This window comes from Salidesulfovibrio onnuriiensis (genome assembly GCF_008001235.1).
Classification (GTDB): Bacteria; Desulfobacterota; Desulfovibrionia; order Desulfovibrionales; family Desulfovibrionaceae; genus Pseudodesulfovibrio; species Pseudodesulfovibrio onnuriiensis.
On the sequence record NZ_CP040751.1, the window covers coordinates 2,158,910 to 2,175,259 of the forward strand.

Genomic DNA, 16,350 nt, shown 5'->3' on the forward strand with positions numbered 1-16,350 from the left:
TCGGTTGGTTGCTGCGAATCCTTCTCGTGGGCTGACCAACAGGCTCAGACCAGCTTGATTCTTGTGCACTGCGATCCTTTGGGGATGAACGATTCCATGTCCAGCGGTTCCCGTAGTCGGCGTTTGATGGCCTTGCGCAGGAATGCGGAGGCCTGGCGTTCGATGCTCGGGTCGGGGTTCTCAAAGGTTTCGCAGAATACCTCTCCCCAGGTGGTGGCATAGATGACCGTGGCCTGGGCCACTTTTTTCATGTCGTGGGGGGCGGTCAGGTTGAGCAGGAAAAATGCCTTGGTGACCCGTTCCGGCTCAAGGCCGTCGTCGATGTCGCGTTCGAAGGTCTCCTGCAGGGGAAAGAATTCCATGAGGGAGGTCATGAGTTTCTGGATGTCGGCCACTGCCAGGGGGGCGATGGTTCTGTCCGCCTGGATGAGTGCATCCGGATTGTAGAGGTTGTTGAAGAACAGCCAGCAAAGCAGCATGGCCGGGTCGTAGTCCTTGCGCAGCACCTGCATGCCCCGCACCGACGATTTCCCTTCGGATTTCTGGCTGCCCTGCGCCACCCAGATCGTTTTCTTGCCCGGTTTCTTGATTGCCGAAAGGTGCAGGGTGGAAAAGGCGTTCTTGCCCACGTCCATGAACGGCACGCGGCTGACCTTGTTTCTTTTTTTCGCGAAGTTTGCGGAAATGCGTCTTCCCAGGCGGGTCATGTCCTCAGGTGTGATCAGGGCGGATGCCGTTTTACCGTTGTCCCCCAGTTCCTTCTGGATCCGCTGGTAGGTGCGGGTCATGAAGGCGCTGACCGCTTCCCCCATTTTCAGGGATTTGCTGAAGTTCCAGGTTCCCTTTCGAGGCAGGCCGTTTTGTAGTGCGTTTTCCCTTTTCCCCACGACGGCCTGGATCATGCGCCTGCCGTCGTTGGTGGCCGGGTGGTTCAGGAACATGCTCACATTGCCGAAGTCCGCCTTGGCCACATAGGATTCGGTGAGCAGGCTTACGGCCTCCGTATCGTTGTTGGCGGAATAGTAGGAGCGCAGTTCCCGGAAAAGGGCCGTGTAGGAATCGATGCGCTGGATGTCGTTGACGCCTTCGAACACATGGCCCTTGATGGTATCGCACAGGGGCATGCCCTGCGAGGAGCCGAAACCGGAGTAGCGTTCCAGCAGGCCCAGCTTCATGACCGATTTGAACGGGCTGTGCAGCGCCTTGACGATCTGCCACATGGCCGCGCCGAAGAATTCGCCGGGAGGAATGGCGTCCAGGGGGCCGAGGTCCACGACGCGTTTGTCCACTGCCAGCGGGTAGGAAAGGGCCTCCCTGGAGTAGGCGGCGTATCGCTTCCTGTCTGCCCCTGCGGGCACCAGCCACCAGGCCAGGTTCTTGCCCGCGAGCTTGAGGGCCGACCTGTAGAATTCCTCCTTGAGCAGAATGGCCTGTGCCGAGCCGGAGCTTTCCTTGTCGCTGTATCCGAAATCGTTTTGGCGGATGAGTTCTTCGCTCATGGGAAAGAAGTGCGCCTCCAGGCCGAACTGGAGGTCCGCCCACAGGGTCAGCGCCTCCAGCTTTTTTCCGAGCCCCTGCATGGCGTCGTGGGTGGCGGTTTCACTGCTGACGCAGACCCAGGAGTCGATGTCCGATTCCGTTGTCTGGGCCATGCTTCCGTAACTGCCCATGGTGTAGAGGCCGGTGATTTCCATCTCGGCGGGGCGATTCCCGGGCTCAATGCCGGGAAACAGCTCTTTGGCCAGCCGCAGGGTTGTCGCGCTCGGGGTGTATCCTGCCACGGAACAGGATGGCACGCCGGAGATGCCGAGTTTCTGGTCGAAGATGTCGGTATGCAGGACATAGGGCAGGATGCGGATGAAATTCTGCTGTTCCCCGGTCAGGAGACTCATGGCCCGGTCATGCCGCTTGCGGTTGTCGTACAGCATGCGGGCTTCGCGGCGGGCGAATTCCAGGTGCCGGACCCAGCGGATGGCCGCCCGGCGGAGAATGGGTCTCGCCTCGGGCTGGAGGGCCGTAGCGGGCGGGGCGGGGAGTTGGGCCACCAGCAGGGAAGCCGCTTCGTGCAGCCATTGAATGCGGGCCTGGAGCAGGAGATGGTGGTCGGACTGTATTCCCCGGAGCCGGGTGTCGGTTGCCGTGCAGCCTCGGAAGTCCGTGCCCGGGAAACGGCTGTCCGCCAGTTGGGCGTGGTTCAGGGAGCAGTCCGTGAATTCGCAGCCGTTCAGCGTGGTATCCATCATATTTGCCCGGCTGAGGTCCGTCCCCAGGAACCCGCATTGGTCCGCCCGGACCGCTTGCCAATGGCTGGCGGTCAGGATGCACTGGTCGAACGAGCCTTGATCCATGCCGGTTTTCAGGAGCCGGGCGTGTGGCATGAGCACGCCCTTGAAGGTGCAGCCCGCGAAGGTGGTGGCGGAAACGGTCGTTTCCTGAAGATCGCAGTACAGGAATTCGCAATTGCTGAAGTTCGTTTTTTCAAAGCAGGCGCGGTCCAGACAGCAGTCCTTGAACGAGCATTCCGTGAAGCGCGCCTGGCGGAATCGGCTGCCGCTCAGGTCGCAGTCCCGGAATTTGACCTGGTAAAAGGAAACGCTGTCGAAGATTCCCTCCGGAATGCGGTTTTCCTTGAATACGCGCCGTTTTATGTCCGCCTTGCGCAGGATGGCTTCCGGGAATTCCCGGCCGCTGAAATCCGTTCCCTTTTCCAGGGCCTTGGCCAGCGCCTGGCGTTTGTCGCCGAAGATGCGGGCCATGAGGCCCGGTCTTGTTTCCTCTTCGCCGGGAATGTCGCAGGCTGGACCGGACAGTTCGTGGGTTTCAATCAGGATCGCCGAGTTCTCCGAGACAAAGGCCTTGAGCTGGGCCGCATACATGAACGTTTCCTCGGGCTCGGTCTTGAGCTGGGCGGCCAGGAAATCGGGATCCATGATCCCCATGGCCGTGAACATGTGGGCCAGGAAGGGCTCCAGAAGCGCGGGGGGGAGTCGTTTGAGCAGGCCCGCAAGCCCGCGTTCCGTGAGCAGGGGGGCCAGGCTGGCGCAGAGGGGCATGTTTTTTTGCTGCTTTGTCAGCAGCAGGGCCATGATTTCCCCGGTGCGCGGCCAGCGCATGTGCAGCAGCCCGGCCAGGCATTGCGGTGCGGCCTTGAGTCTTGAACTTTTGAGCAGGGCCTGAAGGGTGCGCGCCAGTTTTTCGTTGGAGGAGGCGCTGTGGGCGCACAGTACGTTGATGAGCCTGCTGTCCGGGGCAATAGCGCCCGAAGCCAGTCCCTTGTGGACGAACTGCTCCATGTCCCGGTCGTCCAGGGCCCGGAGCGCCATGGCGATGCCCTCCACCTCCCTGTTGCCGATGGGCGAGGAAAGCACGGTCCGGAACCAGGGGGCGAAATCTCCGGCCAGGATCATTCTCTTGACCGGATAGGCGAGGCGTTCTCCTTCCCGGCCGAGCGTGGCCAGCCCCGTCAGCACTTTTTCGGGATCCGCGTTTCGTAATGAGGACGTCATGGCTTCGAGCCATTTGAGTAGGGGCTTGTCCTCAAGGGATTTCAGGGAACGGAGAAATTCGTGGGCCAGGAGCAGCCTGTGGGCCGGGGCCAACCGTTTGGTGACCTCGACCAGCTCCTGCGAGGAAACGGATTGGGATTGTATCTGCCTGCGGGCGGCCTCTCTCCCTGTTTTCCCGGATTGCATGAGCACGGCCAGGCAGGCCGCCATGATCTGCCTGTCGCTGTGGTGGTAGAGGATGCGCGCGGCCAGCCCCCCTGCCTGTTTGGCCGAAATAGCCTTGTCGGCGTCCAGAATGCTTCTGGTGGCCTTGGCTATGGCGGAGAGGTTTCCCACCAACACCTTCTGGTCGTCGTGCGCATTGCGCAAACCGGAAAGGGCGTTCTGAATGGTTTCCGAATCTGTTGTCATTACTTTTGTCTTGATTCCCAGATATACTGCAACCTTTGGTGAATATTGTCAAAATGTGAAAGTATTTTGTGGTTCTCTTTCTGGGCCCGTTGTTTGGGCCCATGCTTTGCGAATCGAAAGGGAAGGGCTTAAACAGAAGTTTTAAAACGGAAAAAACTTTGACTCGAAAATGCTGATAGCCTATCTTCCACGATCGTAACTTTATCGATAGACCTCCGAATACCATCTAAACCGAACCAGGATTAAGCACATGTACACACTTCGTACCCTTCCCGGAGATGATGTCCGGCAGATTATGTGGCGTTTCGCCGACCGGTACGACCTGCAGATGTCCGTACAGTCCGCCCGCGGCATCGCCCGCGGCATAGTGGCCAAGCTGGTTGCCGAGGGCGCCCGCAATACCCACGAATGGACCGACCAGAAGGCCGAGCTGTTGACTGCATTCGACCAGTCCGGCCTGACCGCATTGTTCATGGATCCGCATCAGGGCGGTTTCATCGAAGGCCCCAAGAACCTGGCCCTGGCGCTGGTGGCCTTTGAGCTGGCCTGGGTGGACGGCGGCGCGGCTACCTGCTCGCTGGCCAACAACCTGGCCCTGGCTCCCATTCACGAGAAGGGCACCACCGAACAGCGTGACGAATACATGAGCCGTTGCGTGCCGGTGCAGCCGGGCGAAGACCGGCAGATGGACCGGGGCGCGTTCGCCCTGACAGAACCGCTGCCCTACGTGGGCGTGGATACCGGCGTGCTCTGCGGCAAGGTCCGCGTGGCCGACTGGAACGACGGGGATCCCATCCTCGAAGTGGACAAGCGCGGCCGGTTCATCACCAACATGGATTTCGCCACCTATGTGACCGCCGCCGTGGAATCCGTCGACGAGCGCATCAAGGGCTCCTGCATGGTCATCCTGGAAGAGGGCGATGAAGGCACCTTTGACCGCGGCGCGCCCACCCTCAAGATGGTGCATCAGCTTTCCTCCACCCGCGACCCGATCCTCAAGCTGCGTGTTCCGGCCAGCCGGATCATCGGCGGCTACGAGATCGTGGACGGGCAGATCGTTCCCAAATACAGCCACAGCGAGATCATCGGTTCCGTGTTCCATCGCACCCGCATCCCGGTGGGTCTCATGACCACTTCCAAGCTGCTTTCCGCAGTGGAGCCGGTCATTCGTTACCATCGCAAGCGTTTCCAGGGCGGCGATGCGGCCAAGCCCGGCAGCCCGCGCTTCGAGCACGGCGTGCAGATGAACGAGGATCCGCTCCAGCGCCTGCTGGATGTCTGGGCCGCTGGCGAGGCAGGTTCCTCTCTCGGCTTTGCGGCATCCCGCCTGGCCGATGCCTTCGACCCCATCGAGAAGGCGAAGGAAAGACTTTTCGAGGAACAGGGTGTCGTTGGACCGCGCAAGCAGATGATGACGCTCAAGAAGCTTCAGGACAAGGTGCTGGAGCTGGTTGAGCTGGAATACACGCCGGAAGATGAACGCGATGCCGCCCGATATGCGGAACTCACCGGCGATACCCTGGTGCAGTTCGCCTACATGGACGCCATGGCGGGCGTGCTCAACCCGGCCACCAAGCTCTGGTGTACCGGCGTGGGCGCAACGATCATGCGCGAGGCCATCAGTCTGGTGGGCGGTTACGGCATCACCGAGGACTGCCCCGGCTTCCTGATGCAGAAGTGGACCGACGCACAGCTCGAGGCCACCTACGAGGGCCCGGAAGCGGTGCAGCGCCGTCATCTGACCCTGACCATGCCCAGTCCCGTCTTCCAGGGTGTGATTTCCGCATGGATCAAGCAGCTCCGCCGCCTTGGTTCCGAGAACCAGGGCCTGGGCGCCTATTCCCTGGCCGCCGCCTTCGAGCTCTGGCAGTGGACCATGACCTATCTCCACGAGGCCAAGGACGTCGAGGGCCGCAAGCTCTACCACGGCAAGCGCCAGGGCGTAACCTTCGCCATGGCCGATGCCCTGGGTTGGCTGCTCGGACCCTATTACCTTGTGCAGGACGTGCTCGAACTCAAGGACAAGGGCCCCATGAGCCCGACCCTGGCCGACGGCATCGAGGATCTGGGCGCCTTCTACACCGACATGGCCCACGTGCAGGCCGTCCGTGCGGCCGGCGAGGCTGTGCGCATCTGCACCGAACTGGTCTACGGCTATGCCGAACCGGCCGGTGACTGCTGCGGCCAGGGCTGCCATCCCGCAGGCCTGGACGAGTTCGTCTCCCTCAAGGCCAAGGTGGACGGCTGCATGACCGGCGCGCGTCTGGCCAAGGATCGTGCGGGCAAGGCCCTGTCAGGCGTCATGATCCCAGAGGCGCTGGATTACCCCCTGTAAAATGATTCAAATACGGATGCCCGGTTTCTGGCCGGGCATCCTCTTCTCGGAGAGATTGCATGAGCGATATCCCTCAGGTTGAACGGCAGGAAATGGAAGCCGACATCGTCTGTGTCGGTTTCGGACCGGCCACGGGCGGTTTTCTCACCACCCTGAGCCGCGCCCTCATGAACGAGGACGGCACCCCGCTTGCCGAAAGCAGGGTCATGCCGGGCATGCCGCCCCAGGTCATCTGTTACGAACGCGCCGACGACATCGGTTTCGGCGTCTCCGGCGTGGTCACCAAGGGCCGCGCCATCAGGGAATCGTTTCCCGATCTCGATCTTTCCATGATTCCCATGGCCCACGAGGTGACCGAGGAAAAGGTCGCCTACCTGCTGGACCCCGTGGGAGCCAGCCGCAAGTGCGGGGCGGTCAAGGTGGCCGAAATGGCCATCAAGCCGTTTGCCAGGGACCATGCCTTTGAACTGCCGTACATCCCGCCCTTTCTGCAGAAGCACGAGGGCATGGTCATGTCCATCGGCCAGTTCAACCAGTGGGTCGGTTCCCAGGCCATGGGCACCGGCCTGGTGCAGATCTGGCCCGGCACTCCGGTGGCCGAGCCCCTGCTCGAAGGCAACGCGGTCAAGGGCGTGCGCCTGGCCGACCAGGGCGTGAACAAGCAGGGCCAGCCCGAGGCCGGATACATGCCCGGCATGGACATGAAGGCCGCGCTGACCGTCGTGGGCGACGGCCCTGTGGGCAGTGTCGGACAGCATTTGGACCGCGAAATGGGCCTGCCCGAGGGCAACCATCAGCGCGAGTACGCCGTGGGCATGAAGATGGTGGTTCAGCTGCCCGAGGGCTGCGAACTCAAGCCCGGCACCGTGCTGCACACCATCGGCTATCCCGAGCCCGAAATTTTCGGCTTCCTGTATGTCTATCCGGACATGTCCGCGTCCCTCGGCATCTTCGTGCCGTCCTGGTTCGACAATCCCGTGCGCACGGCCTACCGCTACATGCAGCACTGGATGATGCACCCGTATCTCTGGAAGCACCTGGAGGGGGGCACCCTGCGTTCCTGGGGCGCCAAGTCCCTGCAGGAATCCGGCATGCAGGGCGAGCCGTTCCTTGTGGGCGACGGCTTTGCCCGTATCGGCGAAGGCTCCGGAACCACCAACGTGCTTACCGGCTCGGGGGTGGACGAGGCCTGGGCCTCGGGCGTGCAGCTTGCCGAGGGCGTCATTGAACTCATGAAGCAGGGCAAGCCCTTTACCCGGGAAAACCTGGAGCAGGCCTATGTTTCCCGCCGCCGCAACAGCTGGGTGCAGGAAGAGGCCAAGCAGGCCGCCAAGGCCCGCGACGGGTTCACCCTCGGTTTCATTCCCGGCATGATGGGCATGGCCCTTTCCGGGCTGACCAAGGGTTTTCTGAACATGCCCGGCAAGTCGAAGAAGCCGTGGGAGCGCATTCCGCGCATCGAGGATTATTTCAAGGGCGTGGTTTCCGAGCAGGAACTCATCAAGTTGCGCAAGGAATGCCAAGCCAAGGGCGCCAGCCTGCACGACGCGCTCATGGACAGGGCCGGTTGGCCCGAAATTCCCCATGACGGACAGCTCTTGGTCTCGCACCAGGATGCGCTGCTCATGGGCGGCAAGGTGGTGGCCAACCCCGGTTACGCCGACCACGTCACTTTTGCCGATCCCTACGCCTGCCAGGTCTGCGCCGAGCAGGTCTGCACGGACATCTGTTCCGGCCAGGCCATCACCGTGAATCCCGAGGGCGGAGCGCCGCTGTTCGACCGCGAGAAATGCGTGCACTGCGGAGCCTGCCTTTGGAACTGTAGCAAGCCGCACCCGGATGATGACGAACGGACCAACGTCCAGTTCCGCGCCGGTTCGGGCGGCCTGCATTCGGCTGAAAACTAGCGAATCATACCGGAACTGCATTTCCGGTTTTCATACTGGCGGCGGGAAGTCGTTCCGCGCCGTCGAGCAACAAGGAGTAAGCCTCAATGAGCAACGAATTCCACATAGTGGTCTGCGGCTCCATCGTCCCGGACCCGTTGCAAACCCTGGAGCCCGTGCAGGGCGCCAAAGGGCCTGAACTGAAAAACGAAATGATGCTTCCCGCCGTGCTGGACCCCTGGGCCGGGCACGCCCTGTACGAGGCCGCAGAACTGGCCAAGCAGAATCCGGGCAGCAAGGTCTGGCTGGTGAGCCTCGGCCCCAAGGCCAAGCTGCAGCAGGTCATGATGAACATAGCCCAGAAGGTTCCCTTCGAGCTGGTCTGCGCCGACGGCTCGGCCTCCGGTTTCACCGACAGCTTCGAGGTTGCCAGGATCCTGAGCGGAGCCATCGAAGGCATCCAGGGGCTGGACAAGTCCAAGCTGCTGGTTTTCGGCGGCTGGCAGTCCGCTTCCCGCGGTTCCGGAGCGGTCATGCAGATGGTGGGCGAAATGCTCGGCATCACTGAGCAGTTCCAGGGCGTGGACAAGCTTGCCCCGGGTGCGGACGGCTCCCTGGAAGTCCTTGAGCGCATCGAGGGCGGTGCTTATCAGACCTCGGTCTGCTCCGGCGCTCCCGCCGTGCTCGGCTGGGCCACCGGCGAACTCCCCGAGCCGCCCAACAACCCGCAGGTCGGCATGCAGAACATGCGTCTGGTCATGCCCGCACTGCAGCAGGCCAAGCCTGCCGACCTCTCTGGTTCGTCCCTGTCCTTCGCGTCCGTGGAACTGCCCAAGCAGCGTCGCGAGACCCGCGTGGTCAAGGATATGGCCCTTGATGACATGGCCAAGGAAATCGCCGACTGGCTGCAAGAGTAAGGAGACCTGCCATGAGCAAAGTACTGTATCTCGCACATACCGAAGCCGACGGCACCCTGGCCAAGGTTTCCCTGGAAGTCCTCACCGCCGCCAAGCAGGCCGCCGAGGGATTGGGCGCTGAGCTGGCCGTGGGCCTGATTGGCGCGGACGTTGCCGCTGCCGCCGATTCCGTCGCCGGATGCGGCGCAAAGTTTTACGGTGTTTCCGGCGCGGAATTCGCCGACGGCCGTTACGCATCGGACGTTGCCGCAGCCGAGGCCCTGTTCAGGGCAGTGAGCCCCGAACTGGTGGTCGCACCGGCCACCTTCCGCTTCAGCCGCGCGTTGCCGGGGCTGGCCGTGCGCGTGGAAGGGCGGGTGGATACCCACCTGACCGGCCTGGAGGCCAAGGACGGCAAACCCGTTGCACGGCGCTGGTTCTACCGCCAGCGCATGGTGGGCGAACTGAGCCGCGACGAGCGCCCCTGGATTCTGACTATTGATCCCGGCTGCTTTGACCTGTTCTCCGGTTCCGGCTCCGCCGATGTGGAGATGGTTTCGGTATCCCTGCCGGAAATGCGCACCAAGGTTACCGGCATCCAGGCTCCCAGCGCCGACGAGCAGACCATTCGCCCGGACGCCAAGACCCTGTTCGTGGCCGGCGCCGGCTGGACCAAGAAGCAGGGGGACGGCGCCGTTCATGTGGATGTGGCCGAGCAGCTCATCCTGGGCTTCCTGGACTCCACCAAGTCCTCCCTGGGTTCCTCCAAGTCCCTGGTGGATATCTCCGGTGAGGGCCAGGCCGTCATCTCCTTCCTGACGCACCTGCATCAGGTGGGGCAGACCGGCTCCACGCCGCGCCATTCCAAGGGCCTGGCCACCTGCTGCCACGGCGAGGAACCGCATGTGGTTGGTTGGCGTTTCGTCAACGAGCGCAGGGCCATCAACACCGACGCAGGTTGTGGCTGGGCGCAGGGAAAGGCCGACGTGCTCTATGTGGCCGACGCTTTTGAACTGATGAAGAAAGTCAACGAGTTGTTGGGATAGGAATATCCCCGCAGATTCGGTTGCCGGTCCTCTCGCCCATGGCGGGGGGCCGGTTTTTTTGTGAAGGTTCTTGCACGGGGTTGATTCCTGTTTTGAATGCGGTATATAGCCAGGAATCACATGAATTTGATAACAAATCCCTGAATGGAGGGGTGATTGATGAAAAAACTGTTGCTGGCCGCCTGCATTGCCCTTGTCGCCATGGGCGGCTGTCGTTCCGTAAGCTCTGTGACCAACTCCATCACCGGGACCAACGATTCCCTGCTGGCCCAGGTGTCCGAGGACAAGCTTTCCAAGGTGGATGAAGCCCGTTTTGAGCTCAGCGTGGCCGAGGAAAACGTCAAGCTGGCAGAACTCAAGAAACAGCTTGCCGATTATGAGCATAAGCGTTCGGTCAACGAACTCAAACTGGCCAAGATCAACCGCGAGCACCGCGAGATCGAAGTGGACCTGGCAAAGGCCGAGGCCATCCGGGCCGCCGACCTGAGCGATCCTGTGGAAGGGGTCAAGGAAATCAACGGCTACAAGCAGGAACTGCTTGGAAACGATTCCAACCGGATCGAAATGGAAGCCGCCATCAGCCAGGATAAACTGCGCATCGACAACCTGAAACAGCAGATTGCCGAGCAGGAGCAGCATATTGCCGCGTTGACCCATCAGCCGGTCGCTTCTTCCCAGTCCACTTCCGTGGATCCCGGCATTGCTCCGGCCGGAGAGTCTTCCGCTCCTGCCTCGAAATCCGTGAAGTCCGATAAGGAAGTCAGCCTTCCGGATTACCTGAAGGTGGAGGATGACCCGGATGTTTCCTCGTCCGGGGGAAATGGCAACGGCGTGGACGAAGGCGCCTTGCCGGAATAAGAGCTCTGGAAAAACGAGATTTATGGGCGTTCCGTTGGGGACGCCCTTTTTTATTGCCCCTGAAAAGAAGGAAGCTTCCCCGGGACCGTCCCGAAGAAGCTTTGTTTCTCTCTAATCGCAAAAGAAAGAAGGATTGCTTTACTATTAGCAACTGGCATGCCAGTTTGTTCTATTGCGGCGGTATTTGGTAAAATATTATTTTATATCAATATGTTGTGCTTGTGAATACTGAGAGGCGCGAGAGCTGTTTGTTCCTGAAAATGGTTTAAAAAGTTGAACGCCCCCCTGGCTTCCGGCCATGGAGGGCTAATTTTTGTACTACACGCCCCGGCCTGATCCGTGATTTGGCCGGGGCGTGTTTTATTGGGGGAGTGGTTATAACTGTCCTTCTTCCTTGAGCGCTTCGATGACCTCTTCCAGGAGACGGGCCTGTTCCGCCAGGCGTTCAAGGCTGGCTGTGGACTGCTCCACGCTTTGCGCGGTGTCCGAGGCAATGCGGTTGATTTCGTCTATGGCTATGTTGATTTCCTCCGAGGCCGAGGACTGCTGTTCGGCGGCGGTGGCAATGCTCTGGATCTGGTCTGCGGACTGTTCCGATGCCTCCACGATGCGTTGGAGGACTTCGCCGGACTTGTTGGTCAGTTCCGTGGAGTGTTCCAGTCCCCCCACGGCCTGCTGCATGGAGGCGATATTGTCCGAGGCAACGGACTGGATGGCGGTGATGGAGTCGCCCACTTCCTTGGTTGCCACCATGGTTTTTTCCGCGAGCTTGCGGACTTCGTCCGCCACGACGGCGAATCCGCGTCCGGCCTCGCCCGCGCGGGCCGCCTCGATGGCCGCATTGAGCGCCAGCAGGTTGGTCTGGTCCGCAATGTCGGTGATCACGCCCATGATGTTGCCGATGGCGTTGGCCTGTTCGCCGAGTTGGACCATGTTTTCGCGCAGCTGTTCGGCCTGGCGCTGGGTCTTGTCCATGGCAGCCACGGTCTCGCTGACAACCTGGGCTCCTTCGCTGGCGCTTTCCTTGGCCAGCTGGCCGACTTCGGCGGCGTGGCTGGAGTTGCGGGCCACTTCCAGGACGGTTGCGTTCATTTCTTCCATGGCCGTGGCCGTGGAGTGCACCCGCTCGCGCTGGATTTCGGTGCCGTGGCGGATCTCCGCGGATTGGCTTTCAATATCCTGGGCCGCTTCGAGCAGCTCGGCGATGATTCCCTCCAGGCGTTGCGCCGCGTGCATCATGCCGTCGCACTTGGCGGTCTCGGCCAGTGCCTTGGCCTCTTCAGCCTCGTGCATGGCGTGTTCCGCAGCCAGCGCCTTTTCCTCGGCTTCGGCGGTCTTGGCCGTGATTTCCTTGATATTCTGCTTCAGGGTCTGGGCCATGGAGTTGAGGGCGTTTTCCAGGTGTGCGGCCTCGTCGCTTCCCTGGGCGTCTAGTTCCACTTCCAGGTCACCCTTGGCGATCCGCCCGGCCGCATCGGTGGCTGTCTTGATGGGCGTGGTGATGCTGCGGATGATGAGCCAGCAGGCGGGCACCAGCCCCAGCACGAAAAGCGCCGCCAGGCTGCCGACAATGAGTACCAGGTTTTGAACGATGAGCTTATGGAACGAGGAGGAGACCTTGGCGGCTTCGGCCTGGACGTTGTCGATGTAGACACCTGTGCCGATGGAAACGTCGGTCCCGGGGATCATCTGTGCGTAGCTCAGCTTGGGCTGGTCGCCGGAGTCGCCCTTGGGCCAGATATACTCGACAAAACCGCCGCCCGCCTTGGCCGCCTTGTCCAGCTCGGCTATCATCTTTATCCCGTTGGCGTCCTTGAGATCCTTGAGATCCTTGTCGATGAGCGACGCCTTGGGGTGGGCCACGGTGATGGTCCCGCGAAACACGAAGTAATAGCCGGACTTGTCTTCCTCGAAAATGATGGGCGTGATGGCCTTTCGCAGGATCGCATCCTGCTCGGCGCGTTCGAATCCCTCAAGGGCCTTGCCTAGAGAGATCGCCATGGAGTCGACCGCCAGTTTGAGGCGGGCCTTGTGCCCGTCCAGCATTTTCCCCTGCACTTCCGAAACCGCCGTCTTTTCCAGCGTCATGGAATTCTGCAGGAAGGCCAGTGTCACGCCCGCGATGAACACGGTCATGAGGATGACGATGAAAATGATCCGCTGCCCGATGGTGAACCTTCTAAGCATGTCCCCCCCTTCGATGTTGTTCGACTCCAAGCATCTTACCGACATGTACGCCCTTGAGGGCAGTTAGATTCCCGTGAACGGTATGTATCGAGTTGTGAATGGCTACAGTATGCTTTTTTTGGGTGTTTTTAGGAAACGTTTTGTCAAAAAAATCATCAAAACATTCGTTTGAAGAGGGGGTTGGGTTCCATTTCGAAGTTTTCTGGAGGGATACGTGAGAGCCGCGTCATTCCTTCTCCAGATGTAACCGCCTGTAACGGATTGCGTTTTCGGAACGTCCATATGCTACGGGAGGGGCGAATTGTAACGGCCGCCTGTGAAGGCAGGCGCGGTATCATGAAGCCTTTCAACCAAGGAGAGAATGCATGACCACGATCAATTCGGACGGTATTACCGGTTTTGCCGTGAATACCAGGATGGACAAACTGTCCGAGGCCCAGACGGAGCGAGGTCAGGGAGAGCCGGGAGACCTTCGTGAGGCCCTGGGAGACAGGGTCGAGATTTCCGATGAGGGACGCGCCCTGATGCAGGCCAAGATCGAGGAGATCGGCAAGGCGCCCGACGAACTTACCGATGAGGACCGGGCCGAATTGCGGGCCGCCTTCAGCGAAGCCACGGGGCTTTCCGAAGAGGAAATATCCGACATGGAAGCGGAGATGGCCGAGCACGGCGGAGCGCCTTCGGGCGGCGAGAGCGGTGCGTCCGGGGTGGTCCAAGGCGGCGGGGAGTCGAGTGGAGGCGGAGCCATGGGCGGCGGAATGCAGGCCTCCGGTTCGGAAGAGGACTCCGAGAGCGACATAGAGGAGCTTGAGGACGAGATCGATGCGTTGGAGGCGGAGATTGCCGAACTTCAGGAAAAGGCCAAGACCGACGACGACAGCGCCCGGCAGCTCAAGACCAAGGAAATGGAGCTGCTGACCAAGGAGTCGGAACTTGCGCAGCTTCAGTCGTCCGAGTCATCCTGACCGGGACGGGCTCCGGAAGGGCGGTTTTACCGCCCTTTTTTTATGCCCTGAAGTGGAGGCAAACGGGCGCATTGCGTATCTCGGGGGTAGAGTGAAGCGCGTGTTCTGCCGATAGGACTTGCACAACGGCACCAAGGAGGGTTGCCATGCAAGTCGTATTGGATGGAAGCAGGATTTCCGGCCTGCTCGTCAGCATGGATGTTGGCGAGGCCGGGGAATCCACTGTTTTCCGGGGCGGGGATGTGGTCGATCTGTCGGAAGAGGCCGTGGCGCTGTTTGAGGAGAGCGCCCGGGAGGCCATGTACGACAGCGCCATGTCCCTGGAGGAGTTCGACAAGCGCATCGCGGTCATTCGCGGCGAGATTGCCGCCGTGTGGAACGGCCCGTTGCCCGATGACGAAAAATATCGTCAGATCTCCTCCAAGGAGAACGAGATCGCCCTGCTGCAGGCCGGGCAGTTCACCTTTGCCCGCGCCGGGTTCTACAAGGCGGTTTGACGGCCGGTCCAGATCGCGTTTCGCACGGCCATGATGCGGTCTTCGGCTACGCGCGAAGAGGCTGCACCATTTTCATGACCATTCCGGTCACCTTATCCGCAAAGGTTTCGTCCATGGGGGCGTGCCCTGTGAGCAGGCGGTACCACATGACGCCGAAGACGACGTCCGTCAGCATGTCCAGGTCCTGATCCGGGCCGATATTTCCGTGCTCAACGGCTTTCATGAATATGGATTTCAGGACGGCGCGCCGCTTTGCCGTGAAATTTTTCCGGAACCGTTCGCGAAAGGCCTCGTCCTGTTGGGCCTGGGCCATCAGGAAGCGGAGATGGACGCCCGCGCCGTCGGCAATGGCTTTCACGGACAGCCTGAGGATGTGGCGCAATGTCTTTTGCAGGGATTCGAAGGGGGGAATCGTGATGTTCGCGTCGGCCTGGCAAAGCAGCGCCTCCAGCACGACATCCGCCAAGGTGGGCCACCAGCGGTAGATGGTCGGCTTGCCGACCTTGGCGCGCCTTGCAATGGCCTCGATAGTCAGTCCGGCTCCCTGGCTTTCTTTGAGCAGGGCCTGGGTCGCGTTCAGTATGGCCTCCCGCGCCTGTTCGCTTCTGGGGCGTCCGGCTTTGGTCATGTCCCTCCCTTGTTGTTTGGCTCGAATTTGTATTTGCCACGCTTGACAGGGGTTGGCAAGTTTAATTACGTTACGTTTCGTAATAAAATAAAACCGGCTTGCATGTTTCCCAGGGAAAAACGCATGTTCTCATGGTTCCCGCCGAACCCGCACAGGTTTGAGTTCTGCCGGGAATACGTTCAAGAGAGTATGCCCCCATTCATCCATAACTGATGGAGTTGTCATAATGCAGATTGAATCCTTGAAACTGGTTTGTTTTTCTCCCACCGGGACAACCAAGGCGGTTGTCCAGGGCATTGCGGACGGCTTTGGTTCGAGTTCCGTTGAGCTTGTCGATATCACCGGCACGGAGGCGCGGAAGCAGCCGTTGCGGACATCGGAAAGTGATTTGCTCGTTGTCGGAATTCCCGTCTATATGGGCAGGCTTCCGGAATTGGCGACGCAGTGGCTCAATACGATCCAGGCCCGGAATACCCCGGCGGTTTGTGTCGTGGTCTACGGCAACCGTGCCTATGAGAATTCCCTGCTCGAACTGAAGGACGTCTTGAAGAACTGCGGCTGCGTGCCCGTTGCCGGGGCGGCGTATATCGGGGAACATTCGTTTTCCGATGCCGGAATGCCCACTGCGCAGGGACGCCCCGATGCCGATGATCTGGGACATGCCCAGTCGTTCGGCCGCAAGGTGCGGGATAAGATGATGTCCCTTGCCGAGCTGTCCGAAGCGGCGGAAGCCGAGGTGCCGGGCTCGTTTCCCTATGAAGGGCGCACCCAGATATGGGATGTGGATTTCATTGCCGTAAGCGATGCGTGCGTGCAGTGCGGCCTTTGCGCCGAGGTCTGCCCCGTGGACGCGGTGGATCCGCAGGACAGCGCGGTCATTGATATCGAGAAATGTATCACGTGCTGCGCCTGCATCAAAAACTGTCCCCAGAGTGCCCGGACCATGAAGGACGGGCCGGTGCGGGACGCCCAGAAGAGGCTTCACGACAATTGCCGGGAGCCCCGGCAGCCGGAAAACTATCTGTAACTGGTTGTCTTCGAGTGAATGAAAAGAGCCGTCTGCATCTGATGCCGGCGGCTCTTCGTTTTTCTGCGGGGTTTCATGGAGCCCCCTCCGGCCGCCGATCTGAACAAC

11 protein-coding genes are annotated in these 16,350 nt (G+C 60.8%); 8 read left to right on the forward strand and 3 right to left on the reverse strand.

Translation table 11 applies throughout. From position 1 onward, the window contains the following. Positions 1–44: 44 nt before the first annotated feature. Positions 45–3,917 carry a class I adenylate cyclase domain-containing protein gene (locus FGL65_RS09690; RefSeq protein WP_147821012.1) on the reverse strand — a complete coding sequence of 1,291 codons (3,873 nt, stop codon included), beginning with the start codon at positions 3,915–3,917 and terminating at the stop codon, positions 45–47. A gap of 250 nt (positions 3,918–4,167) precedes the next feature. Between FGL65_RS09690 and FGL65_RS09695 the strand changes: the two genes are divergently transcribed. The 5 genes from FGL65_RS09695 to FGL65_RS09715 all read left to right on the forward strand — a co-directional run bounded on the left by FGL65_RS09695 (position 4,168) and on the right by FGL65_RS09715 (position 10,938). Then, positions 4,168–6,252: an acyl-CoA dehydrogenase family protein gene (locus tag FGL65_RS09695; RefSeq protein ID WP_147821013.1), complete on the forward strand. Its 2,085-nt coding sequence runs from the start codon at positions 4,168–4,170 to the stop codon at positions 6,250–6,252. 59 nt (positions 6,253–6,311) lie between these two features. Continuing rightward, positions 6,312–8,159: a 4Fe-4S ferredoxin gene (locus FGL65_RS09700; protein WP_147821014.1), complete on the forward strand. Its 1,848-nt coding sequence runs from the start codon at positions 6,312–6,314 to the stop codon at positions 8,157–8,159. An 86-nt stretch (positions 8,160–8,245) separates the two neighbouring features. Next, complete coding sequence (locus FGL65_RS09705; RefSeq protein ID WP_147821015.1) at positions 8,246–9,055, forward strand: electron transfer flavoprotein subunit beta/FixA family protein; 810 nt, start codon at positions 8,246–8,248, stop codon at positions 9,053–9,055. Between the two features lie 11 nt (positions 9,056–9,066). Further along, positions 9,067–10,080 carry an electron transfer flavoprotein subunit alpha/FixB family protein gene (locus FGL65_RS09710; protein ID WP_147821016.1) on the forward strand — a complete coding sequence of 338 codons (1,014 nt, stop codon included), beginning with the start codon at positions 9,067–9,069 and terminating at the stop codon, positions 10,078–10,080. Between the two features lie 159 nt (positions 10,081–10,239). Beyond that, positions 10,240–10,938: a hypothetical protein gene (locus tag FGL65_RS09715; protein ID WP_147821017.1), complete on the forward strand. Its 699-nt coding sequence runs from the start codon at positions 10,240–10,242 to the stop codon at positions 10,936–10,938. A gap of 375 nt (positions 10,939–11,313) precedes the next feature. On the opposite strand, the gene FGL65_RS09720 is transcribed toward FGL65_RS09715, so the two are convergent. Beyond that, on the reverse strand, positions 11,314–13,125 hold the full coding sequence (locus FGL65_RS09720; protein WP_187170344.1) for a methyl-accepting chemotaxis protein: 1,812 nt from the start codon (positions 13,123–13,125) through the stop codon (positions 11,314–11,316). A gap of 365 nt (positions 13,126–13,490) precedes the next feature. On the opposite strand from FGL65_RS09720, the gene FGL65_RS09725 reads away from it, so the two are divergent. Both FGL65_RS09725 and FGL65_RS09730 read left to right on the forward strand, forming a co-directional pair. Then, positions 13,491–14,090, forward strand: coding sequence for a hypothetical protein (locus FGL65_RS09725; RefSeq protein ID WP_147821018.1), 600 nt, complete (start codon positions 13,491–13,493; stop codon positions 14,088–14,090). A gap of 146 nt (positions 14,091–14,236) precedes the next feature. After that, on the forward strand, positions 14,237–14,587 hold the full coding sequence (locus FGL65_RS09730; RefSeq protein ID WP_147821019.1) for a hypothetical protein: 351 nt from the start codon (positions 14,237–14,239) through the stop codon (positions 14,585–14,587). A 46-nt stretch (positions 14,588–14,633) separates the two neighbouring features. On the opposite strand, the gene FGL65_RS09735 is transcribed toward FGL65_RS09730, so the two are convergent. After that, positions 14,634–15,215: a TetR/AcrR family transcriptional regulator gene (locus FGL65_RS09735; RefSeq protein ID WP_147821020.1), complete on the reverse strand. Its 582-nt coding sequence runs from the start codon at positions 15,213–15,215 to the stop codon at positions 14,634–14,636. Positions 15,216–15,441: 226 nt separating this feature from the next. Here FGL65_RS09735 and FGL65_RS09740 point away from each other — a divergent pair, with 226 nt between their 5' ends. Beyond that, positions 15,442–16,242 (forward strand): EFR1 family ferrodoxin, encoded by an 801-nt coding sequence (locus tag FGL65_RS09740; RefSeq protein ID WP_147821021.1) that lies wholly within the window; start codon positions 15,442–15,444, stop codon positions 16,240–16,242. Positions 16,243–16,350: the final 108 nt, after the last annotated feature.